Genomic DNA, 15560 nt, shown 5'->3' with positions numbered 1-15560 from the left:
GTCAGGTGCGGGGTGCGGCCAGGACGGGCAGGATGGGGTCATGACTGAGCGCAAGGTGGCAGTGGTGACGGGTGCGAGCAGCGGGATCGGGCGGGCATCGGCTCGCGCGCTCGCGGCGAGGGGGTACGACGTGGTGTGCGCGGCGCGGCGACTCGACCGGGTGGAGGAGCTCGCCCGGGAGATCGACGGGCGCGCCGTCCAGTGCGACGTGACGAACGTCGACGACGTGAAGAACCTCGCCACTCAGGCGGGCTCGCGCGTCGACGTGCTCGTCGCGAACGCCGGTGGCGCGTTCGGTGCCGAGCCCGTCGCGACCGCGAACCTCGACGACTGGCGCCGCATGTACGACGTCAACGTCATCGGAACCGCGGCGACGATCCAGGCGTTCCTGCCGGCGCTGGAGACGGCAAACGGCGTCATCATCACGATCGGGTCGACGGCCGGCATCGTCAGCTACGAGGGCGGCGCCGGGTACTGCGGTTCGAAGCACGCCGTGCGCGCGCTCATGGGGGCGCTGCGCCTGGAGCTGTTCGACAAGCCGGTGCGCGTCTGCGAGATCGACCCCGGCATGGTCAAGAGTGACGAGTTCGCGCTCGTCCGCTTCGGCGGTGACGCCGACAAGGCCGCGGCCGTGTACCAGGGCGTCGAGGCGCCGCTGACGCAGGACGACATCGCCGACGCCGTCGCGTACATCGCCGAACTGCCGGAGCACGTCAACATCGACCAGATGGTCGTGCGTCCGCGCGCCCAGGCCGCGCAGCACAAGGTGCACCGCACATCCTGACGCTCTCGCCCGCCGGTCCCCAGATGGGGCACGGTGGGTCGAGCGCGGCGCGTGAGCGACGAGCGGCCAGGGCTGGGGATGAGCGATCGCGGCTGGGTGACGACGTTGCCAGGGCCCTCGTCTTCGAGACGCCGGTTCACGGGCTGAGCCCGTCTGGCGACGCGTTGCGGCGCGGCCGTATCGTGGCGCCCGTCAGCAGTGGTGACCGCGGCGCGGTCACTGTCGTGAGAACCCGGGTTTGCGGCGGCCCACAGATGTTCAGGAGCTTCGTTGGCCCCGTCACGGTTTTCCTCATCCAGCGTCATGTCCTCCTCGACGGCCCCGGCCGTCCTCATGGTCATCGGCTCGTGCACATCCCTGCAGTTCGGCGCGAGCCTCGCGACGCAGCTCTTCGGCCCGCTCGGAGCGACGGGCGTGACGACGCTGCGGCTCGGCCTCGCCGCCGTCATGCTGGCGCTCGTGACGCGCCCGAGGGTGCGCACCTGGACGCGTTCGCAGTGGACGGCTGTCGCCGCGCTCGGCCTCGCTCTCGCAGGTATGAACGGGATGTTCTACGAGGCGATCGCGCGCATTCCTCTCGGCCCGGCGGTCGCCATCGAGTTCCTCGGCCCGCTCGGGCTGGCCGCGATCCTGTCGCGCAAGCTCAAGGATTTCGCCTGGATCGTGCTGGCGCTCGTCGGCGTCATGATCCTCGGTTTCGATGACGCAGGTGGTTCGCTCGACCTCGTCGGCGTCGCGTTCGTCCTCGGCGCGGGGTTCTTCTGGGCGCTGTACATCCTCGCGAGTGAACGCGTCGGGGGAGCGGTCGACGGCGCGGGTGGCCTCGCGATGGCGCTCGTCGTCGGCACCGTCGCACTCGTCCCGTTCGGAGCGCAGGGCGCCTGGACAGGGCTGACGGACGTCCATTACCTCGCGCTCGCCATCGGCACCGCGTTCCTCGCCTCCGTCGTCCCGTATGCGCTCGAACTGTCGGCGCTGCGACGGCTGCCGAAGGCCGTGTTTGGGGTGCTGCTCGCCCTCGAACCCGTCATCGCGGCGCTCGCGGGCTGGCTGCTGCTCGATCAGGGCTTCGGTGCGACGCGCACGCTTGCAGTGCTCCTCGTCGTCATCGCCGGCGCGGGGTCGGCCATCACGGCGTCACGGCGTGACGCGACGGCCGGCGTCGCCGCCGAACATGCTCCTGACGAGCTCGCCGCGTCCATCCACGGAGGGTGACGACGCCCGCGACGGCCGGTGCCGGCGGGCATGCTCCTGCCGAGTTCGCCGCCGACCACGAAGACCGGCACTCTGCCACGGCCAGTGGCTAATGTGGACGAAATTCGCGGAGGGGGACGAAAATCGCAGGCGTGCACGAGGCTGCGGGGCCGCTACCGTCGCCCTTCGAGTGGCGCGATGGGTTCGTCACCGCCGCGTCCTAGACTGGCGGCATGACTGAGACCACCCCTGACGAAGCCGTCCGGCAGTCCAAGAACCCCTTCGACCCGAGCGCGTGGACCGCCGTCGAGGGGTTCGAGGATCTCACGGACATCACGTACCACCGCAGTCGCGAACTCGGTTGTGTGCGTGTGGCGTTCGATCGTCCCGAGGTGCTCAACGCCTTTCGTCCGCACACCGTCGACGAGTTGTATCGCGTGCTCGATCACGCGCGCCGCACGCCGGACGTCGGCGTCGTCCTGCTCACCGGCAACGGCCCCGGGCCCGAAGGCACCGGCAGCGCGGGCAAGTGGGCGTTCTGCTCGGGCGGCGACCAGCGCATCCGTGGCCGCTCCGGCTACCAGTACGCGGCCGACCCGACGGGTGACGACTCCGCGAGCGGCGTCGACGAGCTGCGCGTCAAGGCCGAGGGCGGGCGCCTGCACATCCTCGAGGTGCAGCGACTCATCCGTACGATGCCGAAGATCGTCATCTGCCTTGTGCCCGGCTGGGCCGCAGGCGGCGGCCACAGCCTCCACGTCGTGTGCGACATGACGATGGCCTCCCGCGAACACGCGCGCTTCAAGCAGACCGACGCCGACGTCGGCTCGTTCGACGCCGGCTACGGTTCGGCGTACCTCGCGAAGATGGTCGGGCAGAAGTTCGCGCGGGAGATCTTCTTCCTCGGCCGTACCTACACCGCCGACGACATGCACCGCATGGGCGCGGTCAACTTCGTCTGCCCGCATGCCGAGTTGGAGAGCGAAGCCCTGCAGGTGGCGCGGGAGATCATGGCGAAGTCGCCGCAGGCCCAGCGCATGCTGAAGTTCGCGTTCAACCTCACCGACGACGGGCTCATGGGCCAGCAGGTGTTCGCCGGTGAGGCGACGCGCCTCGCGTACATGACGGACGAGGCCGTCGAGGGGCGCGATCAGTTCCTCGAGAAGCGCGAGCCCGACTGGTCGCCGTTCCCCTGGTACTTCTGAGAACCGCCTGAGCCGCCCGCACCGTCTCCTGCTGAGGCCGGCGGCCGGCCCTCTGCGTGCAAATTCACCCGGGTGCATTCCCGCGCACGGTGAGGGCGCGGTCTTCGCGCATGGCGGGCCGGGCGTTTCACACGTGATCTGCGATGAGCGCGCACCCTCGGGGTGCGCGCTCATCGCTTTGGTCCATCGTCCCCCGAGGCAGAGGCAGAGGCAGAGGCAGAGGCAAAGGCAGAGGCCGGCGCCCAGCCCCGCCTGCGCGGCATTTAAACTTCACCAACCGAAAGGTAAAGTAACGCCCATGAGGCAGAGTTCACGTGAGGTCATCCTCGACGCGGCGCTCGCGCTGATGCGGCGTCAGGAGCCGGTCTCGCTCGACACGGTCGCGCACGCGGCCGGGCTGACGAAGCCGGGGCTGATGTACCACTTCAAGACGAAGGAAGCGCTCATGCTCGCGGTCGTCGACCGCGTGGCCGACGACCAGAAGCGCCAACTGGAGAAGCTCCTGGCAGACGTCGACCCCGCGTCGCCGTGGCCGCGCATGACGGCGTACGTCCGGTGGATGATGTCGGGCCAGGTCGACGAGGCGGATCTGGCGATGATGGCCGATCCGCGCCTGCGCGACGTCCTCACGCGCCGCTGGGAAAAGCACTTCGAGCCGTGGGTGGCGCTGCCCGAAGGTCTCGATCCGCAGACGCGGGCACGCCTCGAGGGCGCCCGCTTCATGGCCGACGGCGTGTGGTTCGCCGACGCCAGCGGCGCCCTGCCCCTCGACGACGCGGGCCGCTCCGGCGTGCAGGCACTTGCCGAGCAGCTCCTCGCGCCTCAGGCGCGGCACGAACAGCACGAACAGCCTGGGGCGTCTGGACAGCAGGAGCAGGCCGACGGCACCTCCGGAGTCGACGATGCGGCGGAGGTTCGAGCCTGTGACGACGACGCCCCTCACCACGCGGCGCCGTCACACGAACCCGACACGAAACCCGGCAAGAAGGTCAAGAACGTGAAGGAGGAGAAGGCATGAAGAACTACCTGATGCTCGGATGCGCGGTCGTGTGCGAGGTCATCGGCTCGTCCGCACTGAAGCGAGCGGAGCAGGATGCCACGTGGTTTCTTCTCACGCTCGTGGCCGACCTCGTCGCCTTCGTCCTGCTGGCGTTGCTGTTGCGCCGGGGCATGGCACTCAGCGTCGTCTACGGCATCTGGGGTGCGCTCGGCGTGGCGCTCACGGCATTCGTCGGGACGGTGGTGTTCGGCGAGCCCTTCACGCTGATGATGGGTTGCGGCGTCGCACTCGTCATCGGGGGCGTGATCATGGTCGAGGTCGGCTCCGACTCCCAGGCACCGGCCGAGGACAATTCGAGCGCGACGATGAACGAGGTGCGCGCGTGAGCTACGTCTTCCTCGTCAGTGCGGTCATCAGCGAGGTGATCGGTACGGCCTTCATGCGCGTCGCAGCGCAGGGGCGGGCCCGGTACTACGCCGTGGTCGCGGTCGCTTACACCCTGGCGCTCTACCTGCTCGTTCGCACACTGGGCGAGGGCATGGGCGTCGGCGTCGCATACGGCATCTGGGCCGCCGCGGGCGTCGCGCTGACGGCACTCGTCAGCCGGTTCGTCTTCAAGGAGCCCATCACCCGCGTGATGTGGTGCGGCATGGCTCTCATCGCCGTCGGCGTCGTACTCATCGAGGGCGGCGCGCACGCCTGAGGCCCTCGACGTCGTCGGCCTGGAACCGGTGCCGACGATGAACACGCCGGACGATCCGTGATCGTCCGGCGTGTTCGTCATGTTCTTCGCTGCGTCAGCCCTGCGTCCATGATCGCGTGGCGCCGAAGACAGTCGAGCCGTCGAGGTCCGCGAGCGACATCCCCGCGAACGTCGTCGCCGGGATTCGACCCTGCCGCTTGTATTCGCGGGGGTGCTGCGCGCGAGCGTGGGAGGCGCCGCCTGCGCATGGCCGTCAGGTGGCATGGGGACAGTTCACGTCCCGGGCTGGACGCCCGGGCCCGCATGTGGCGTAAGGGCGGTTCGTGTCCCGGGGCCTGCATCGCGGAAGCTCCTGCGACGATAGGGGGCATGAACGCGCGGCCTCTTGAACTGCCCCTTCCGTCGCTCGATGAGCTGCTCGACGGGTTAGAGGTCGTCTCGATTCCGCTCAACACGCGCTTTCGTGGTGTGGAGCATCGCGAGTGTGCCTATCTTCAGGGGCCTTGTGGTGCAGGAGAATTCGCGCCGTTCCTCGAGTACGGGCCGGCCGAGGCGTCGCGCTGGCTCGCGGCTGCGATCGAGGCGGCGTACCTCGGGTGGCCCGAGCCGGCGCGCGAGACGGTGCCCGTCAACGCGACCGTCCCCGCTGTTCCCGCTGACGTCGTCGCCGGGGTGCTCGCCCGATTCGACGGGTGCCGCACCGCGAAGGTCAAGGTGGCCGAGAGGGGCCAGACCCTTGACGACGACGTCGTCCGCGTCGCCGCCGTCCGTGACGGCCTCGGCGCGGACGCGAAGGTGCGTCTCGACGCGAACGGCGGATGGGATGTCGACCACGCCGTCGCCGCGATCACACGACTGGCTGCGTTCGACCTCGAATATGTCGAACAGCCCGTCATGCCCGTCGAAGATCTGGCGCGCGTGCGGAAGACGCTCGCGCGCAACGGGATCGACGTTCTCATCGCCGCCGACGAGTCGATCCGCAAGGCCGACGACCCGATGCGCGTCGTCAAGCTCGAGGCCGCTGATCTCGCGATCATCAAGGTCGCGCCGCTCGGGGGAGTGCGCGCGGCGCTGCGCATCGCAGACGAGACAGGCCTCCCGATGGTCGTCAGTTCGGCGCTCGATTCGAGCCCCGGAATGGCGGCCGGCGTGGCGCTCGCGGCTGCTCTGCCCGAGCTCGATCACGCGTGCGGCCTCGGCACGATCAACCTGCTCGACGGCGACGTCATCGCCGACCCCCTCGTCCCCCGTGACGGGACGATCGACGTAGCTCGCGCCGCCGCCGCGCGCCACATCGACCCGACGTGCGTCGAGCGTCACCGCGCGAGCCCCGAGCGCCGACAGTGGTGGCGCGAGCGACTGATCGCGAGCTACCAGCACCTGAAGCGCGACGCCTGACCGACGCTCACCACCTGACGGACGCAAACTGCCTGACCGGCGCTGGGCGCGGGTTCGTCATGCCCCGGCCAGAGCTGCGATCCGGCATGGCGGGGTTTCAGCCCTCAGGGGCGCCGCTGGGAGGTGTAATTCCGCATGGTGGGGTTGCAGCTCCCAACCGACAGCCGGCCGGCTCACACGGCCACGCCACCCACGCAGCCAGCGCCACTCACTCAATCGGCGCCACTCACGCGGACAGCGCAGCGCGTCATCAGACGAACGGCCGCAACCGCTCGTGCAGCGCGGCGTCGGCCGTCACGAGCAGCGGCTTGGGTGTCAGTTCGTAGCGCGGGTCGTACGGCGAGCCGTCGGCGTAGGCGGAGACGCCGCCCGCCTCGCGGATGAAGAGCGCGCCGGGCGCGTGGTCCCACGGCTTCGTCGTGACGTACAGGATGTAGTCCGCGCCGCCCGAGGCGATCTGGGGGTAGTCGACCGCGCAGCATACCCACGACAGCCCGAGCGGCGGCAGCCCGTCGAGTGATTCGCCGACGCGCGTCTGACGTGACGTCACGCCCTTCGGGGCATCGCCGACGACGTGCGGCTCGATGCGCACCCCGTCGAGGAAGGCGCCATTGCCCTTCTCCGCGACGTACGCGTGCCCGAGCTGCGGCTGCCACATCCAGCTGCGGACGATGTCGCCGCCGCGCATCTCGGCGACCATGACGCCGTGGTTCGGTGAGCCGTGGACGAAGTTCTTCGTGCCGTCGACGGGGTCGACCGTGAACCAGTGGTCGGCGGATTCGATGCGGTCGAGGATGCTCGGGTCGGCTGCGACGGCTTCTTCGCCGACGATCAGCGCGTCAGGGTAGGCCTTCTGCAGTTCGGCGGTGATGAACACCTCCGCCTCGCGGTCGGCGACGGTGACGAGGTCGCCCGGGTTCTTCTCGGTCACCTCGTGCGAGGCGAGCGCCTCGAAACGGGGGTTGATGTAGGTCTCGGCGGCTTGCTGGAGCAGGGTCAGAACAGCCTGGGTATCCACGCCCTCATCCTAGGGAGTGACGCGACGTCCGACGAACCGCACGCACGAACGGCGCCGCGGCCTGGGCCGGGCGCCGCTCGTCAGCGTTTCTCGATGCGGCAGCGTTGCTCGCTTCGTCAGCGTGGTCGCGACGAGTTTCAGTTGTCAGGGTTGTGGTCGACGATGTCGCCGGCTTCCTTGACGAGCGCCTTGGCGCGCTTGCGGTGCTTGACCCACTCGAAGATCATCGGCAGCACGCTGACGAGGACGACGACCATGATGGCGGCGTCGATGTTCTTGCCGAGGCTCGGGAAGGCGCGGCCGAGGAAGAACCCGGCGAACGTCACGACGAGCACCCACAGCACGGCACCGATGGCCGACCAGGTGAAGAATCGTTTGCGGTCCATGTGGCTCGCGCCCGCGACGACGGTGATGAACGTGCGGACGATGGGCACGAAGCGTCCGATGACGAGGGCCTTGCTGCCGTGCTTGTCGAAGAACGCGTTCGTCTGGTCGAAGTACTTCTTCTTCAGCACCCTGCCGTCGCGTTCGTACAGGGGGGTGCCGACGATCCGCCCGATCTCGTAGCCGACGACGTTGCCCGCGAACGCGGCGACGCACAGAGCCGGCAGCGAGACGTAGAGGGGGATGTCGAAGCCGCTCGTGGCAGACGTCGCGGTGAACATGCCGATCGCGAACAGCAGCGAGTCGCCGGGCAGGATCGGGAACAGGAGCCCGCATTCGATGAAGACGATCGCGAGCGAGATCCAGAAGAACGCGCCGCCGAAGTGGGCGAGCAGGTAGTTCGGATCCATGAACTGAGGGCCGAGGGCATGCATCACGAGGCCGAGCCTACCGGCGGGCGATAAGAAACCGCTGAGACGCGCGGGTGAGGTACGGCGCGTCACCCGGACGATGGTGAACTCGTCGCGCCCGCCTACGCTGACGGCCATGGCAGACGTGGACGGGGCGAAACAGATCGACGACGGCGACGCACAACACCGCCGTGCTGACGCTGGGGGCACGGACGAGGTCGGCGTCGGACCGTGGCAGGGCGCCTGGCCGAGCACACCCGACGGCTCGCTCGACCCGCGCTACGACCCCGAGCTGCTCGAGCACGGCGACCGCCGCAACGTCGAGGATCGTTTCCGCTACTGGCGGCACGACGCCATCGTCGAAGAGCTCGACACGGCGCGTCATGCGTTTCACGTCGCCGTCGAGAACTGGGAGCACGACTTCAACATCGGCTCCGTCATCCGCACGGCGAACGCGTTCAACGCCAAGGCTTTTCACATCGTCGGACGGCGGCGCTGGAACCGTCGCGGCGCGATGGTGACCGACCGCTACCAGCACGAGTTCCACCACCCCACGGTCGACGACCTGCTCGCCTGGGCCGCCACGGCCGGGCCCGTCGACGCCGCCGGCCACCCCACGCGCCTGCCCGTCATCGCCATCGACAACGTGGCGGGCAGCGTCCCGCTCGAGGCGTTCGACCTGCCCGAGCACTGCGTCCTGCTCTTCGGCCAGGAGGGCCCGGGTGTGAGCGCCGACGCGCTCGAACGCGCCGACGCCGTCCTCGACATCGCCCAGTTCGGTTCGACGCGCTCGATCAACGCGGGCGCCGCGGCCGCCGTCACGATGCACGCGTGGATCCGACGGCACGTGTTCGGCCAGCGTGTCGACGGCGACGCCCATGGGAGCGCAATCGGAAGCAACCACGCGGACGCCGGCGACGCCCACCCCCGCGCCTGACGCGGCCGGAACTCGGGCGAAGCAAACTCCCGCCGCCCGCCCCGTTGCGCGACGCCCCGTGCGAGGATGGAGGCAGCGGGCCAGCCGCTCACGAAGTGCGCCCGAAACGCGTCATTGTTGTGCCAACACGAGAGGTGATGACATGCCCATCGCAACCCCCGAGATCTACCGCGAGATGCTCGATCGCGCGAAGAAGGAGGGCTTCGCGTACCCGGCCATCAACGTGTCGTCGTCGCAGACGCTGAACGCCGCCATCCGTGGCTTCGCCGAGGCCGGTTCGGACGGCATCATCCAGGTCTCCACCGGTGGCGCCGAGTACTTCTCGGGCCCGACGCAGAAGAACATGGTCGCGGGCGCGCTCGCCATGGCCGCGTTCGCTCGTGAGGTCGCCAAGCAGTACGACGTCAACATCGCCCTGCACACCGACCACTGCCCGAAGGACAAGCTCGACGGTTTCGTCCGTCCGTTGCTCGAGGCGTCGATCGAGAACGTCAAGAACGGTGGCGAGCCGTTCTTCCAGTCGCACATGTGGGACGGTTCGGCCGTGCCGCTCGAAGAGAACCTCGAGATCGCCCAGGAGCTTCTCGCCAAGTGCAAAGAGGCGAACATCATCCTCGAGATCGAGGTCGGTGTCGTCGGCGGTGAAGAGGACGGCGTCGCCAACGAGATCAACGAGCAGTTGTACTCGACGCCGGAGGACGCCATCGCGACCGCCCAGGCGCTCGGCGCGGGCACTGACGTGTACTACATGACGGCCCTGACGTTCGGCAACGTGCACGGCGTCTACAAGCCGGGCAACGTCAAGCTGCGCCCGTCCGTCCTCAAGGACGCGCAGGACGCTGTCAAGGCGAAGTTCTCCGAGGCGGAGGACAAGCCGTTCCACCTCGTCTTCCACGGCGGTTCGGGCAGCTCGCCCGAGGAGATCGCCGAGGCCGTCTCGTACGGCGTCGTCAAGATGAACGTCGACACCGACACGCAGTACGCATTCACGCGTCCCGTCGCCGGTTGGATGCTCGGCAACTACGAGGGCGTCCTCAAGATCGACGGTGAGGTCGGCAACAAGAAGCTGTACGACCCGCGTGCCTGGGGCAAGGCCGCCGAGGAGGGCATGGCGAAGCGTGTCGTCCAGGCCTGCAACGAGCTCGGTTCGGCCGGCAAGAGCAAGGCCGCCAAGAAGGCCTGATCGCCTGACCCGCCGCTGAGGAACGGCCCGCCCCGAATGATCGGGGTGGGCCGTTCGCGTGTCAGGTATCAGACGTTGTCGCCGCCCGTGTCCTGCTGCGGGCCACCGGTTTCGGTGCCGGTGTCGCCGGCGTCGGACCACACCCACGACGCGACGGCGGGGAGGTCCTCACCGTTCTCGTAGGCGTAGGCGCGTGCCTCGAGGCGCAGATCCTGCATCTCCTGACGCAGCCCCGCGCAGCGTGCACCGAGGCCGGGTACACGGTCGAGGACGTCGATGACGAGGTGGAAGCGGTCGAGGTCGTTGCGCATCACCATGTCGAACGGCGTCGTCGTCGTGCCCTCCTCGATGAACCCGCGCACGTGCAGGTTGCTGTGGCCGCTCCGGCCGTAGGTGAGGCGGTGGATGAGCCACGGGTAGCCGTGGTAGGCGAACACGATGGGCTTGTCGGGCGTAAAGATCGTGTCGAACTCGCGGTCGCTCAGGCCGTGCGGGTGCTCCTTCTCGGCCTGCAGGCGCATGAGGTCGACGACGTTGACGACGCGCACCTTCAGCCCCGGCACGCGTTCGCGCAGGATCTTCGCCGCGGCGAGCACCTCGATCGTCGGGATGTCGCCCGCGCAGGCGAGCACGACGTCGGGCTCCTCGCCGGCGACCTCGGTGCCGGCCCATTCCCAGATGCCCAGGCCGCGCGCGCAGTGCCGGACGGCCTCGTCCATCGTGAGCCAGACGGGGTTGGGCTGCTTGCCTGCGACGACGACGTTGACGTATTGCTCGGTGCGCAGGACGTGGTCGAACGTCGACAGCAGCGTGTTCGCGTCGGCCGGCAGGTAGACGCGGATGACGTCGCTCTTCTTGTTGACGACGTGGTCGATGAAACCGGGGTCCTGGTGGCTGAATCCGTTGTGATCCTGACGCCACACGTGCGAGCTCAGCAGGTAGTTGAGCGACGAGATGGGTCGACGCCAGCCGATCTCGTTCGTCACCTTGAGCCACTTGGCGTGCTGGTTGAACATCGAGTCGACGATGTGGATGAACGCCTCGTAGCTCGACATGAGCCCGTGGCGGCCGGTGAGCAGGTATCCCTCGAGCCAGCCCTGGCACTGGTGTTCCGACAGCATCTCCATGACCTGCCCGACGCGGCCCATCGGGTCTTCGGCGTCGTTGGGCTCGTACGCGCCCATCCACTGCTTGTTCGTCGTCTCGTAGACGGCCTGCAGCCGGTTCGACGCGGTCTCGTCCGGACCGAAGATGCGGAAGTTCTCAGGGTTCGCGGCTGCGACGGCGCGCAACCACTCGCCGAGCACCCGCGTCGACTCGGCGACCGAGGTGCCGCGCTCGTCGTCGCGGCCCGCGTCGACGGCGAAGTCGCGGAAGTCGGGCAGTTCGAGGGCGATGCGCAGTTCGCCACCGTTGGCGTAGGGCGTCGCGCCCATGCGCAGCTCGCCGTCGGGGGCGAGGGCCATGATGTCGTCGGCTGGGCGGCCGGCCTCGTCGAACAGCTCGTCGGGGCGGTAGCTGCGCAGCCACGCGTCGAGGTCGTGGAGGTGTTCGTCGGTGTCGCGGGCGTTGGCGAGCGGCACCTGGTGGCTGCGCCAGTGACCCTCGGCGACCTTGCCGTCGATCGTTTTCGGGCCCGTCCAACCCTTCGGCGTGCGGAAGACGATCATCGGCCAGTGCGGACGCTCGGCGTTCTCGGCACCCGCTTCGGCGGCCTCGGCCTTGATGCGGGCGATGTGGTCGAACACCTCGTCGAGCAGCGTCGCGAAACGGCGGTGGATCGAGATCGGATCCTCGTCGTCGAAGCCCGCCTCGAACACGTACGGCGTGTGGCCATAGCCGCGCATGAGGGCATCGAGCTCCTCGTCGCTGATGCGGGCGAGCACCGTCGGATTCGCGATCTTGTAGCCGTTGAGGTGCAGCACGGGCAGGACGACGCCGTCGGTGACAGGGTTGACGAACTTGTTCGAGTGCCACGACGTCGCGAGCGGCCCCGTCTCCGCCTCGCCGTCACCGATGACGGTGAACGCGAGCAGTTCGGGGTTGTCGAAGACGGCCCCGTAGGCGTGGCTGAGGGCGTAACCCAGCTCTCCGCCCTCGTGGATCGAGCCGGGCGTCTCGGGTGCCGCGTGCGACGGGATGCCGCCGGGGAAGCTGAACTGCTTCACGAGCCGGCGCAGGCCCGCCTCGTCGAGCCCGACGTTCGGGTAGATCTGCGAGTACGTGCCCTCGAGGTAGGTGTTGGCGACCATGCCGGGGCCGCCGTGGCCGGGGCCGGTGACGTAGATGGTCGGCTGAGAGCGCTCGGCGATGACGCGGTTGAGGTGGGCGTAGAGGAAGTTGAGCCCGGGCGTGGTACCCCAGTGCCCGAGCAGGCGATGCTTGACGTTGTCGCGCGTCAGCGGCTCGCGCAGCAGGGGGTTGTCAAGCAGGTAGATCTGCCCGACCGACAGGTAGTTGGCGGCGCGCCACCAGCGGTGGATCGTCTCGAGAGTCGCGTCGGTGAGCTCGGTTCCGGGGGAGGGCTGCCAGGGGGTCGCGGTGCTGACGTGGAAGGTCATGCCTCCATTCTCGTCGTGCGGCACGAGCGATGAAAGGGGCTGGGACGTTGGTCCTGACGCTCGGTGGAGTCGGTCGGCGGCGTGAGGTGTGTGACGTGGGTGTTGCCGGCCCGCCGCGGCGGGGTTGTCGGGTGTCGATGCTTGAATGGCGGCATGGACAACCTTCTTGCCATTCCGGAGACCAAGCTCGACGTCGACCCCGCAGCCGAGAAGCTCGACCTCGGCGTCCACGCCCGCGACGTGGCCCGCATGTACCCGGCGAGTTCGCTCGTGTGGGCGACGCTCGCCGAGGACGCGCTGGGTGACGGCGAAGCTGTCGAGGCGTACGCCTACGCGCGCACCGGCTACCACCGCGGCCTCGATTCCCTGCGCCGCGCCGGGTGGAAGGGCCAGGGGCCCGTTCCGTGGGAGCACGAGCCGAACCGCGGTTTCCTGCGCGCACTCGCCGCGCTGAGCAAGGCCGCCGGCGAGATCGGTGAGGTCGACGAGCAGCGACGCTGCGCCGACTTCCTGCGCGACTCCTCGGCCACCGCGGCGCGTGAGTTGGGCGTCTGAGACGCGCTCGAGCGCCGCGTCCGAAAATGATGTCAGCGTGAGGGAACCGATCTCCTGATCGCGGCGTCTCAGATGTGACGATGCCCGATCAGGGAGCGCTCGCACCCGGTGCGTCGAATCGTCGTGCCTCTCGGGGCGCGGCTGTCGACGCCCGGTATCTCTGGGGGGATGAGCGAACGGGGAGCTCGGGCGTCGTCCGCCGCCTGGAACAGGGCGGGCGCGACGGGGGTGTGGCCGGGAGGGGCCACACCCCCGTCGCATGTCATCTGGCGGCCACGGCGCGTTAGCCTGACGGCGTGAATCCTCTCGCCGTCCTCCGCATCGACGACCTCGCCGAACAGCTCTACCGCCAGGTGCTGCGTGACCAGGCGCGACCGTTCGGTGTGTACGCCTCGCGGCTCAACACGCCCGTCGGTGACGTCGAGGCAGCGGCTGAACAGTTGCGCGCGCTGCGTCTCGTGCGCATCACCGAGGACGGTCGCCCCTCCGCCGATCATCCGCGCGCCGGGCTCGAACGCGTCCTGTCGGCCGAGGAGGCGCGCCTCGCCGAGCGACGCCGCGACCTCGCCCGCCTGCGCGACGCCATCGATGGTTTCGCAGGCGACCACCGTGCGGGCCAGGAGCAGGCCGACCCCGCCGAGGCGGGTCGCGAGTACGTCGAGATCGACGGGCTCGGTGACGTCATGGAGCACCTGGCGGCATCGACCTCGGGCCCGATCCGGTTCACGCACACCGACGCGCTCGCCGTCAGCGCCGGGGAGCAGCCGGTGCTCGCGCGCCTCGTCGCCGACGGGCGCCTGCTGCGTGGCCTGCACGAGTTCGACGCCGCGAGCACGCGCAGCCTCGACGTCGTCGAGTGGGCGAACCTGGGCGAGGAGCAGCGCCTCGCGACGCACATCCCGAACGAGTTCGTCTGCTACGGAACGGATGCCGTCATCGCCAACACCGATTGGGGCGGCGAGGGTGGGCGGTACGTCGTGCTGCGCGACGCCGTCGTCGTGCGCGCGTTCGTCGAACTCTTCGATCGGATGTGGGCGGCGGCCTCCGGCGTCGACGACGGCGCGGAACCGACGTCGGAGCGTCTCGTCGAGCTCATGCAGGCCGGGTTGAAGGACGAGGCGATCGCGCGGGCGCTCGGCGTCAGCCTGCGGACGGTGCGACGCCGCGTCGCGGCGCTCATGGAGGAGTGCGGCGTCGAGACGCGCTTCCAGCTCGCGGTGAAGCTCACCGAACGTGGCCTCACCGGCTTCGAGGGCTGACCAGGCACTCGATGAGGGGCGCCCCGGGGCGCCCGGCGGGCGGCGCGTCGGCTCGCCTGCTGACGACGACGGCGACGGATGCGTGCCAGCGGGTAACCTTGGGCGGTAAGAGTTGACGCCCGGTTCGTCGCTCGAGGCCGCCGCGCGCCGGGGGTCGAGCGTGGCGGGGGAGCGGCGTCAGCCCACCAGCTACGCAAAGGCAGTTGATACCGATGCCGGCAATCGTTCTCGTCGGCGCCCAGTGGGGCGACGAAGGCAAGGGCAAGGCCACCGACCTTCTCGGAAGCCGAATCGACTACGTCGTGAAGTTCAACGGCGGCAACAACGCCGGGCACACGGTCGTCATCGACGGTGAGAAGTACGCGCTGCACCTGTTGCCGTCGGGCATCCTGACGCCGGGTGTCACGCCCGTCATCGCGAACGGTGTCGTCGTCGACCTCGGCGTGCTGTTCGAGGAGATCGACGCCCTCGAGGCGCGTGGTCTCGACACGAGCAAGCTCGCCATCTCGTCGAACGCGCACCTCATCCCGCGCTACAACAAGGTGATCGACCAGGTCTCCGAGCGCTTCCTCGGCAACCGCAAGATCGGCACGACCGGGCGCGGCATCGGCCCGACGTACGCCGACAAGATGAACCGCATCGGCATCCGCGTGCAGGACCTGTTCGACGAGTCGATCCTGCGGCAGAAGGTCGAGGCGGCGCTCGAGACGAAGAACCAGCTGCTGGTGAAGACGTACAACCGTCGCGCGATCGAGGTCGACGAGGTCGTCGAGGATCTGCTGCAGTACGTCGAGCGGCTGCGCCCGATGGTGAAGGACACGTCGCTGCTGCTGAGCAAGGCGCTCGACGCCGACGAGGTCGTGCTGTGCGAGGCCGGTCAGGCGACGCTGCTCGACGTCGACCACGGCACCTACCCGTACGTGACGAGTTCGAACGCGATCTCGGCGGGCGCCCGCACCGGTGCAGGCG

Annotated in this window: 15 protein-coding genes; 12 read left to right on the top strand and 3 right to left on the bottom strand. The window is 69.0% G+C overall.

Features of this window, described 5'->3' with window-relative positions; genetic code table 11:
• Positions 1 to 40: 40 nt before the first annotated feature.
• The 7 genes from AX669_RS06590 (at position 41) to AX669_RS06560 (ending at position 6284) form a co-directional block, all read left to right on the top strand.
• Complete coding sequence (locus tag AX669_RS06590) at positions 41 to 784, top strand: SDR family NAD(P)-dependent oxidoreductase (RefSeq protein WP_062257364.1); 744 nt, start codon at positions 41 to 43, stop codon at positions 782 to 784.
• 303 nt (positions 785 to 1087) lie between these two features.
• The gene (locus tag AX669_RS06585) at positions 1088 to 1999 is read left to right on the top strand and encodes a DMT family transporter (protein ID WP_231729454.1); all 912 of its coding nucleotides are present in this window, start codon (positions 1088 to 1090) and stop codon (positions 1997 to 1999) included.
• Between the two features lie 212 nt (positions 2000 to 2211).
• Entirely contained in the window at positions 2212 to 3183 is a 972-nt protein-coding gene (locus AX669_RS06580; RefSeq protein WP_062257360.1) for a 1,4-dihydroxy-2-naphthoyl-CoA synthase, read from the top strand.
• A 298-nt stretch (positions 3184 to 3481) separates the two neighbouring features.
• Positions 3482 to 4201, top strand: coding sequence for a TetR/AcrR family transcriptional regulator (locus tag AX669_RS06575; protein WP_082740662.1), 720 nt, complete (start codon positions 3482 to 3484; stop codon positions 4199 to 4201).
• Positions 4198 to 4569, top strand: a complete 372-nt coding sequence (locus tag AX669_RS06570) for a multidrug efflux SMR transporter (protein ID WP_062257358.1) — start codon at positions 4198 to 4200, stop codon at positions 4567 to 4569. Before AX669_RS06575 ends, AX669_RS06570 begins: the two co-directional genes overlap by 4 nt.
• Positions 4566 to 4886: a multidrug efflux SMR transporter gene (locus AX669_RS06565; protein ID WP_082740660.1), complete on the top strand. Its 321-nt coding sequence runs from the start codon at positions 4566 to 4568 to the stop codon at positions 4884 to 4886. Before AX669_RS06570 ends, AX669_RS06565 begins: the two co-directional genes overlap by 4 nt.
• Positions 4887 to 5255: 369 nt before the next feature.
• Complete coding sequence (locus tag AX669_RS06560; protein WP_062257356.1) at positions 5256 to 6284, top strand: o-succinylbenzoate synthase; 1029 nt, start codon at positions 5256 to 5258, stop codon at positions 6282 to 6284.
• 250 nt (positions 6285 to 6534) lie between these two features.
• Here the strand turns inward: AX669_RS06560 and AX669_RS06555 are convergent, their stop codons facing one another.
• Complete coding sequence (locus AX669_RS06555; protein WP_006943701.1) at positions 6535 to 7302, bottom strand: inositol monophosphatase; 768 nt, start codon at positions 7300 to 7302, stop codon at positions 6535 to 6537.
• A 137-nt stretch (positions 7303 to 7439) separates the two neighbouring features.
• Complete coding sequence (locus AX669_RS06550; protein ID WP_038571631.1) at positions 7440 to 8120, bottom strand: DedA family protein; 681 nt, start codon at positions 8118 to 8120, stop codon at positions 7440 to 7442.
• A gap of 112 nt (positions 8121 to 8232) precedes the next feature.
• Here AX669_RS06550 and AX669_RS06545 point away from each other — a divergent pair, with 112 nt between their 5' ends.
• Together AX669_RS06545 and fbaA are read left to right on the top strand one after the other, a co-directional pair.
• Positions 8233 to 9033, top strand: a complete 801-nt coding sequence (locus AX669_RS06545; protein WP_243754930.1) for a TrmH family RNA methyltransferase — start codon at positions 8233 to 8235, stop codon at positions 9031 to 9033.
• Positions 9034 to 9175: 142 nt separating this feature from the next.
• Complete coding sequence (gene fbaA, locus AX669_RS06540; protein ID WP_062257354.1) at positions 9176 to 10216, top strand: class II fructose-bisphosphate aldolase; 1041 nt, start codon at positions 9176 to 9178, stop codon at positions 10214 to 10216.
• Between the two features lie 68 nt (positions 10217 to 10284).
• On the opposite strand, the gene AX669_RS06535 is transcribed toward fbaA, so the two are convergent.
• Positions 10285 to 12777 (bottom strand): phosphoketolase, encoded by a 2493-nt coding sequence (locus AX669_RS06535; protein WP_006943697.1) that lies wholly within the window; start codon positions 12775 to 12777, stop codon positions 10285 to 10287.
• Between the two features lie 153 nt (positions 12778 to 12930).
• On the opposite strand from AX669_RS06535, the gene AX669_RS06530 reads away from it, so the two are divergent.
• The 3 genes from AX669_RS06530 to AX669_RS06520 all read left to right on the top strand — a co-directional run.
• Entirely contained in the window at positions 12931 to 13332 is a 402-nt protein-coding gene (locus AX669_RS06530; RefSeq protein ID WP_006943618.1) for a DUF3151 domain-containing protein, read from the top strand.
• A gap of 296 nt (positions 13333 to 13628) precedes the next feature.
• Positions 13629 to 14591, top strand: a complete 963-nt coding sequence (locus AX669_RS06525) for a response regulator transcription factor (protein ID WP_062257352.1) — start codon at positions 13629 to 13631, stop codon at positions 14589 to 14591.
• 212 nt (positions 14592 to 14803) lie between these two features.
• The coding region (locus AX669_RS06520) for an adenylosuccinate synthetase (protein ID WP_197418866.1) at positions 14804 to 15560 on the top strand (757 nt) is incomplete at its 3' end.

It is taken from the genome of Dermacoccus sp. CCH2-D9, from assembly GCF_001556795.1.
GTDB classification, from domain to species: domain Bacteria; phylum Actinomycetota; class Actinomycetes; order Actinomycetales; family Dermatophilaceae; genus Dermacoccus; species Dermacoccus nishinomiyaensis.
This window is presented reverse-complemented; position numbering and strand designations above follow the sequence as displayed.

Excerpts from the sequence above, each read along its gene's own strand:
- AX669_RS06575 (WP_082740662.1), top strand. The coding sequence starts at position 3,482 with ATGAGGCAGAGTTCACGTGAGGTCATCCTCGACGCGGCGCTCGCGCTG.
- AX669_RS06560 (WP_062257356.1), top strand. The coding sequence starts at position 5,256 with ATGAACGCGCGGCCTCTTGAACTGCCCCTTCCGTCGCTCGATGAGCTG.
- AX669_RS06535 (WP_006943697.1), bottom strand. The coding sequence starts at position 12,777 with ATGACCTTCCACGTCAGCACCGCGACCCCCTGGCAGCCCTCCCCCGGA.
- AX669_RS06590 (WP_062257364.1), top strand. The coding sequence starts at position 41 with ATGACTGAGCGCAAGGTGGCAGTGGTGACGGGTGCGAGCAGCGGGATC.
- AX669_RS06580 (WP_062257360.1), top strand. The coding sequence starts at position 2,212 with ATGACTGAGACCACCCCTGACGAAGCCGTCCGGCAGTCCAAGAACCCC.
- AX669_RS06550 (WP_038571631.1), bottom strand. The coding sequence starts at position 8,120 with ATGCATGCCCTCGGCCCTCAGTTCATGGATCCGAACTACCTGCTCGCC.
- AX669_RS06545 (WP_243754930.1), top strand. The coding sequence starts at position 8,233 with ATGGCAGACGTGGACGGGGCGAAACAGATCGACGACGGCGACGCACAA.
- AX669_RS06585 (WP_231729454.1), top strand. The coding sequence starts at position 1,088 with ATGTCCTCCTCGACGGCCCCGGCCGTCCTCATGGTCATCGGCTCGTGC.
- fbaA (WP_062257354.1), top strand. The coding sequence starts at position 9,176 with ATGCCCATCGCAACCCCCGAGATCTACCGCGAGATGCTCGATCGCGCG.
- AX669_RS06570 (WP_062257358.1), top strand. The coding sequence starts at position 4,198 with ATGAAGAACTACCTGATGCTCGGATGCGCGGTCGTGTGCGAGGTCATC.
- AX669_RS06530 (WP_006943618.1), top strand. The coding sequence starts at position 12,931 with ATGGACAACCTTCTTGCCATTCCGGAGACCAAGCTCGACGTCGACCCC.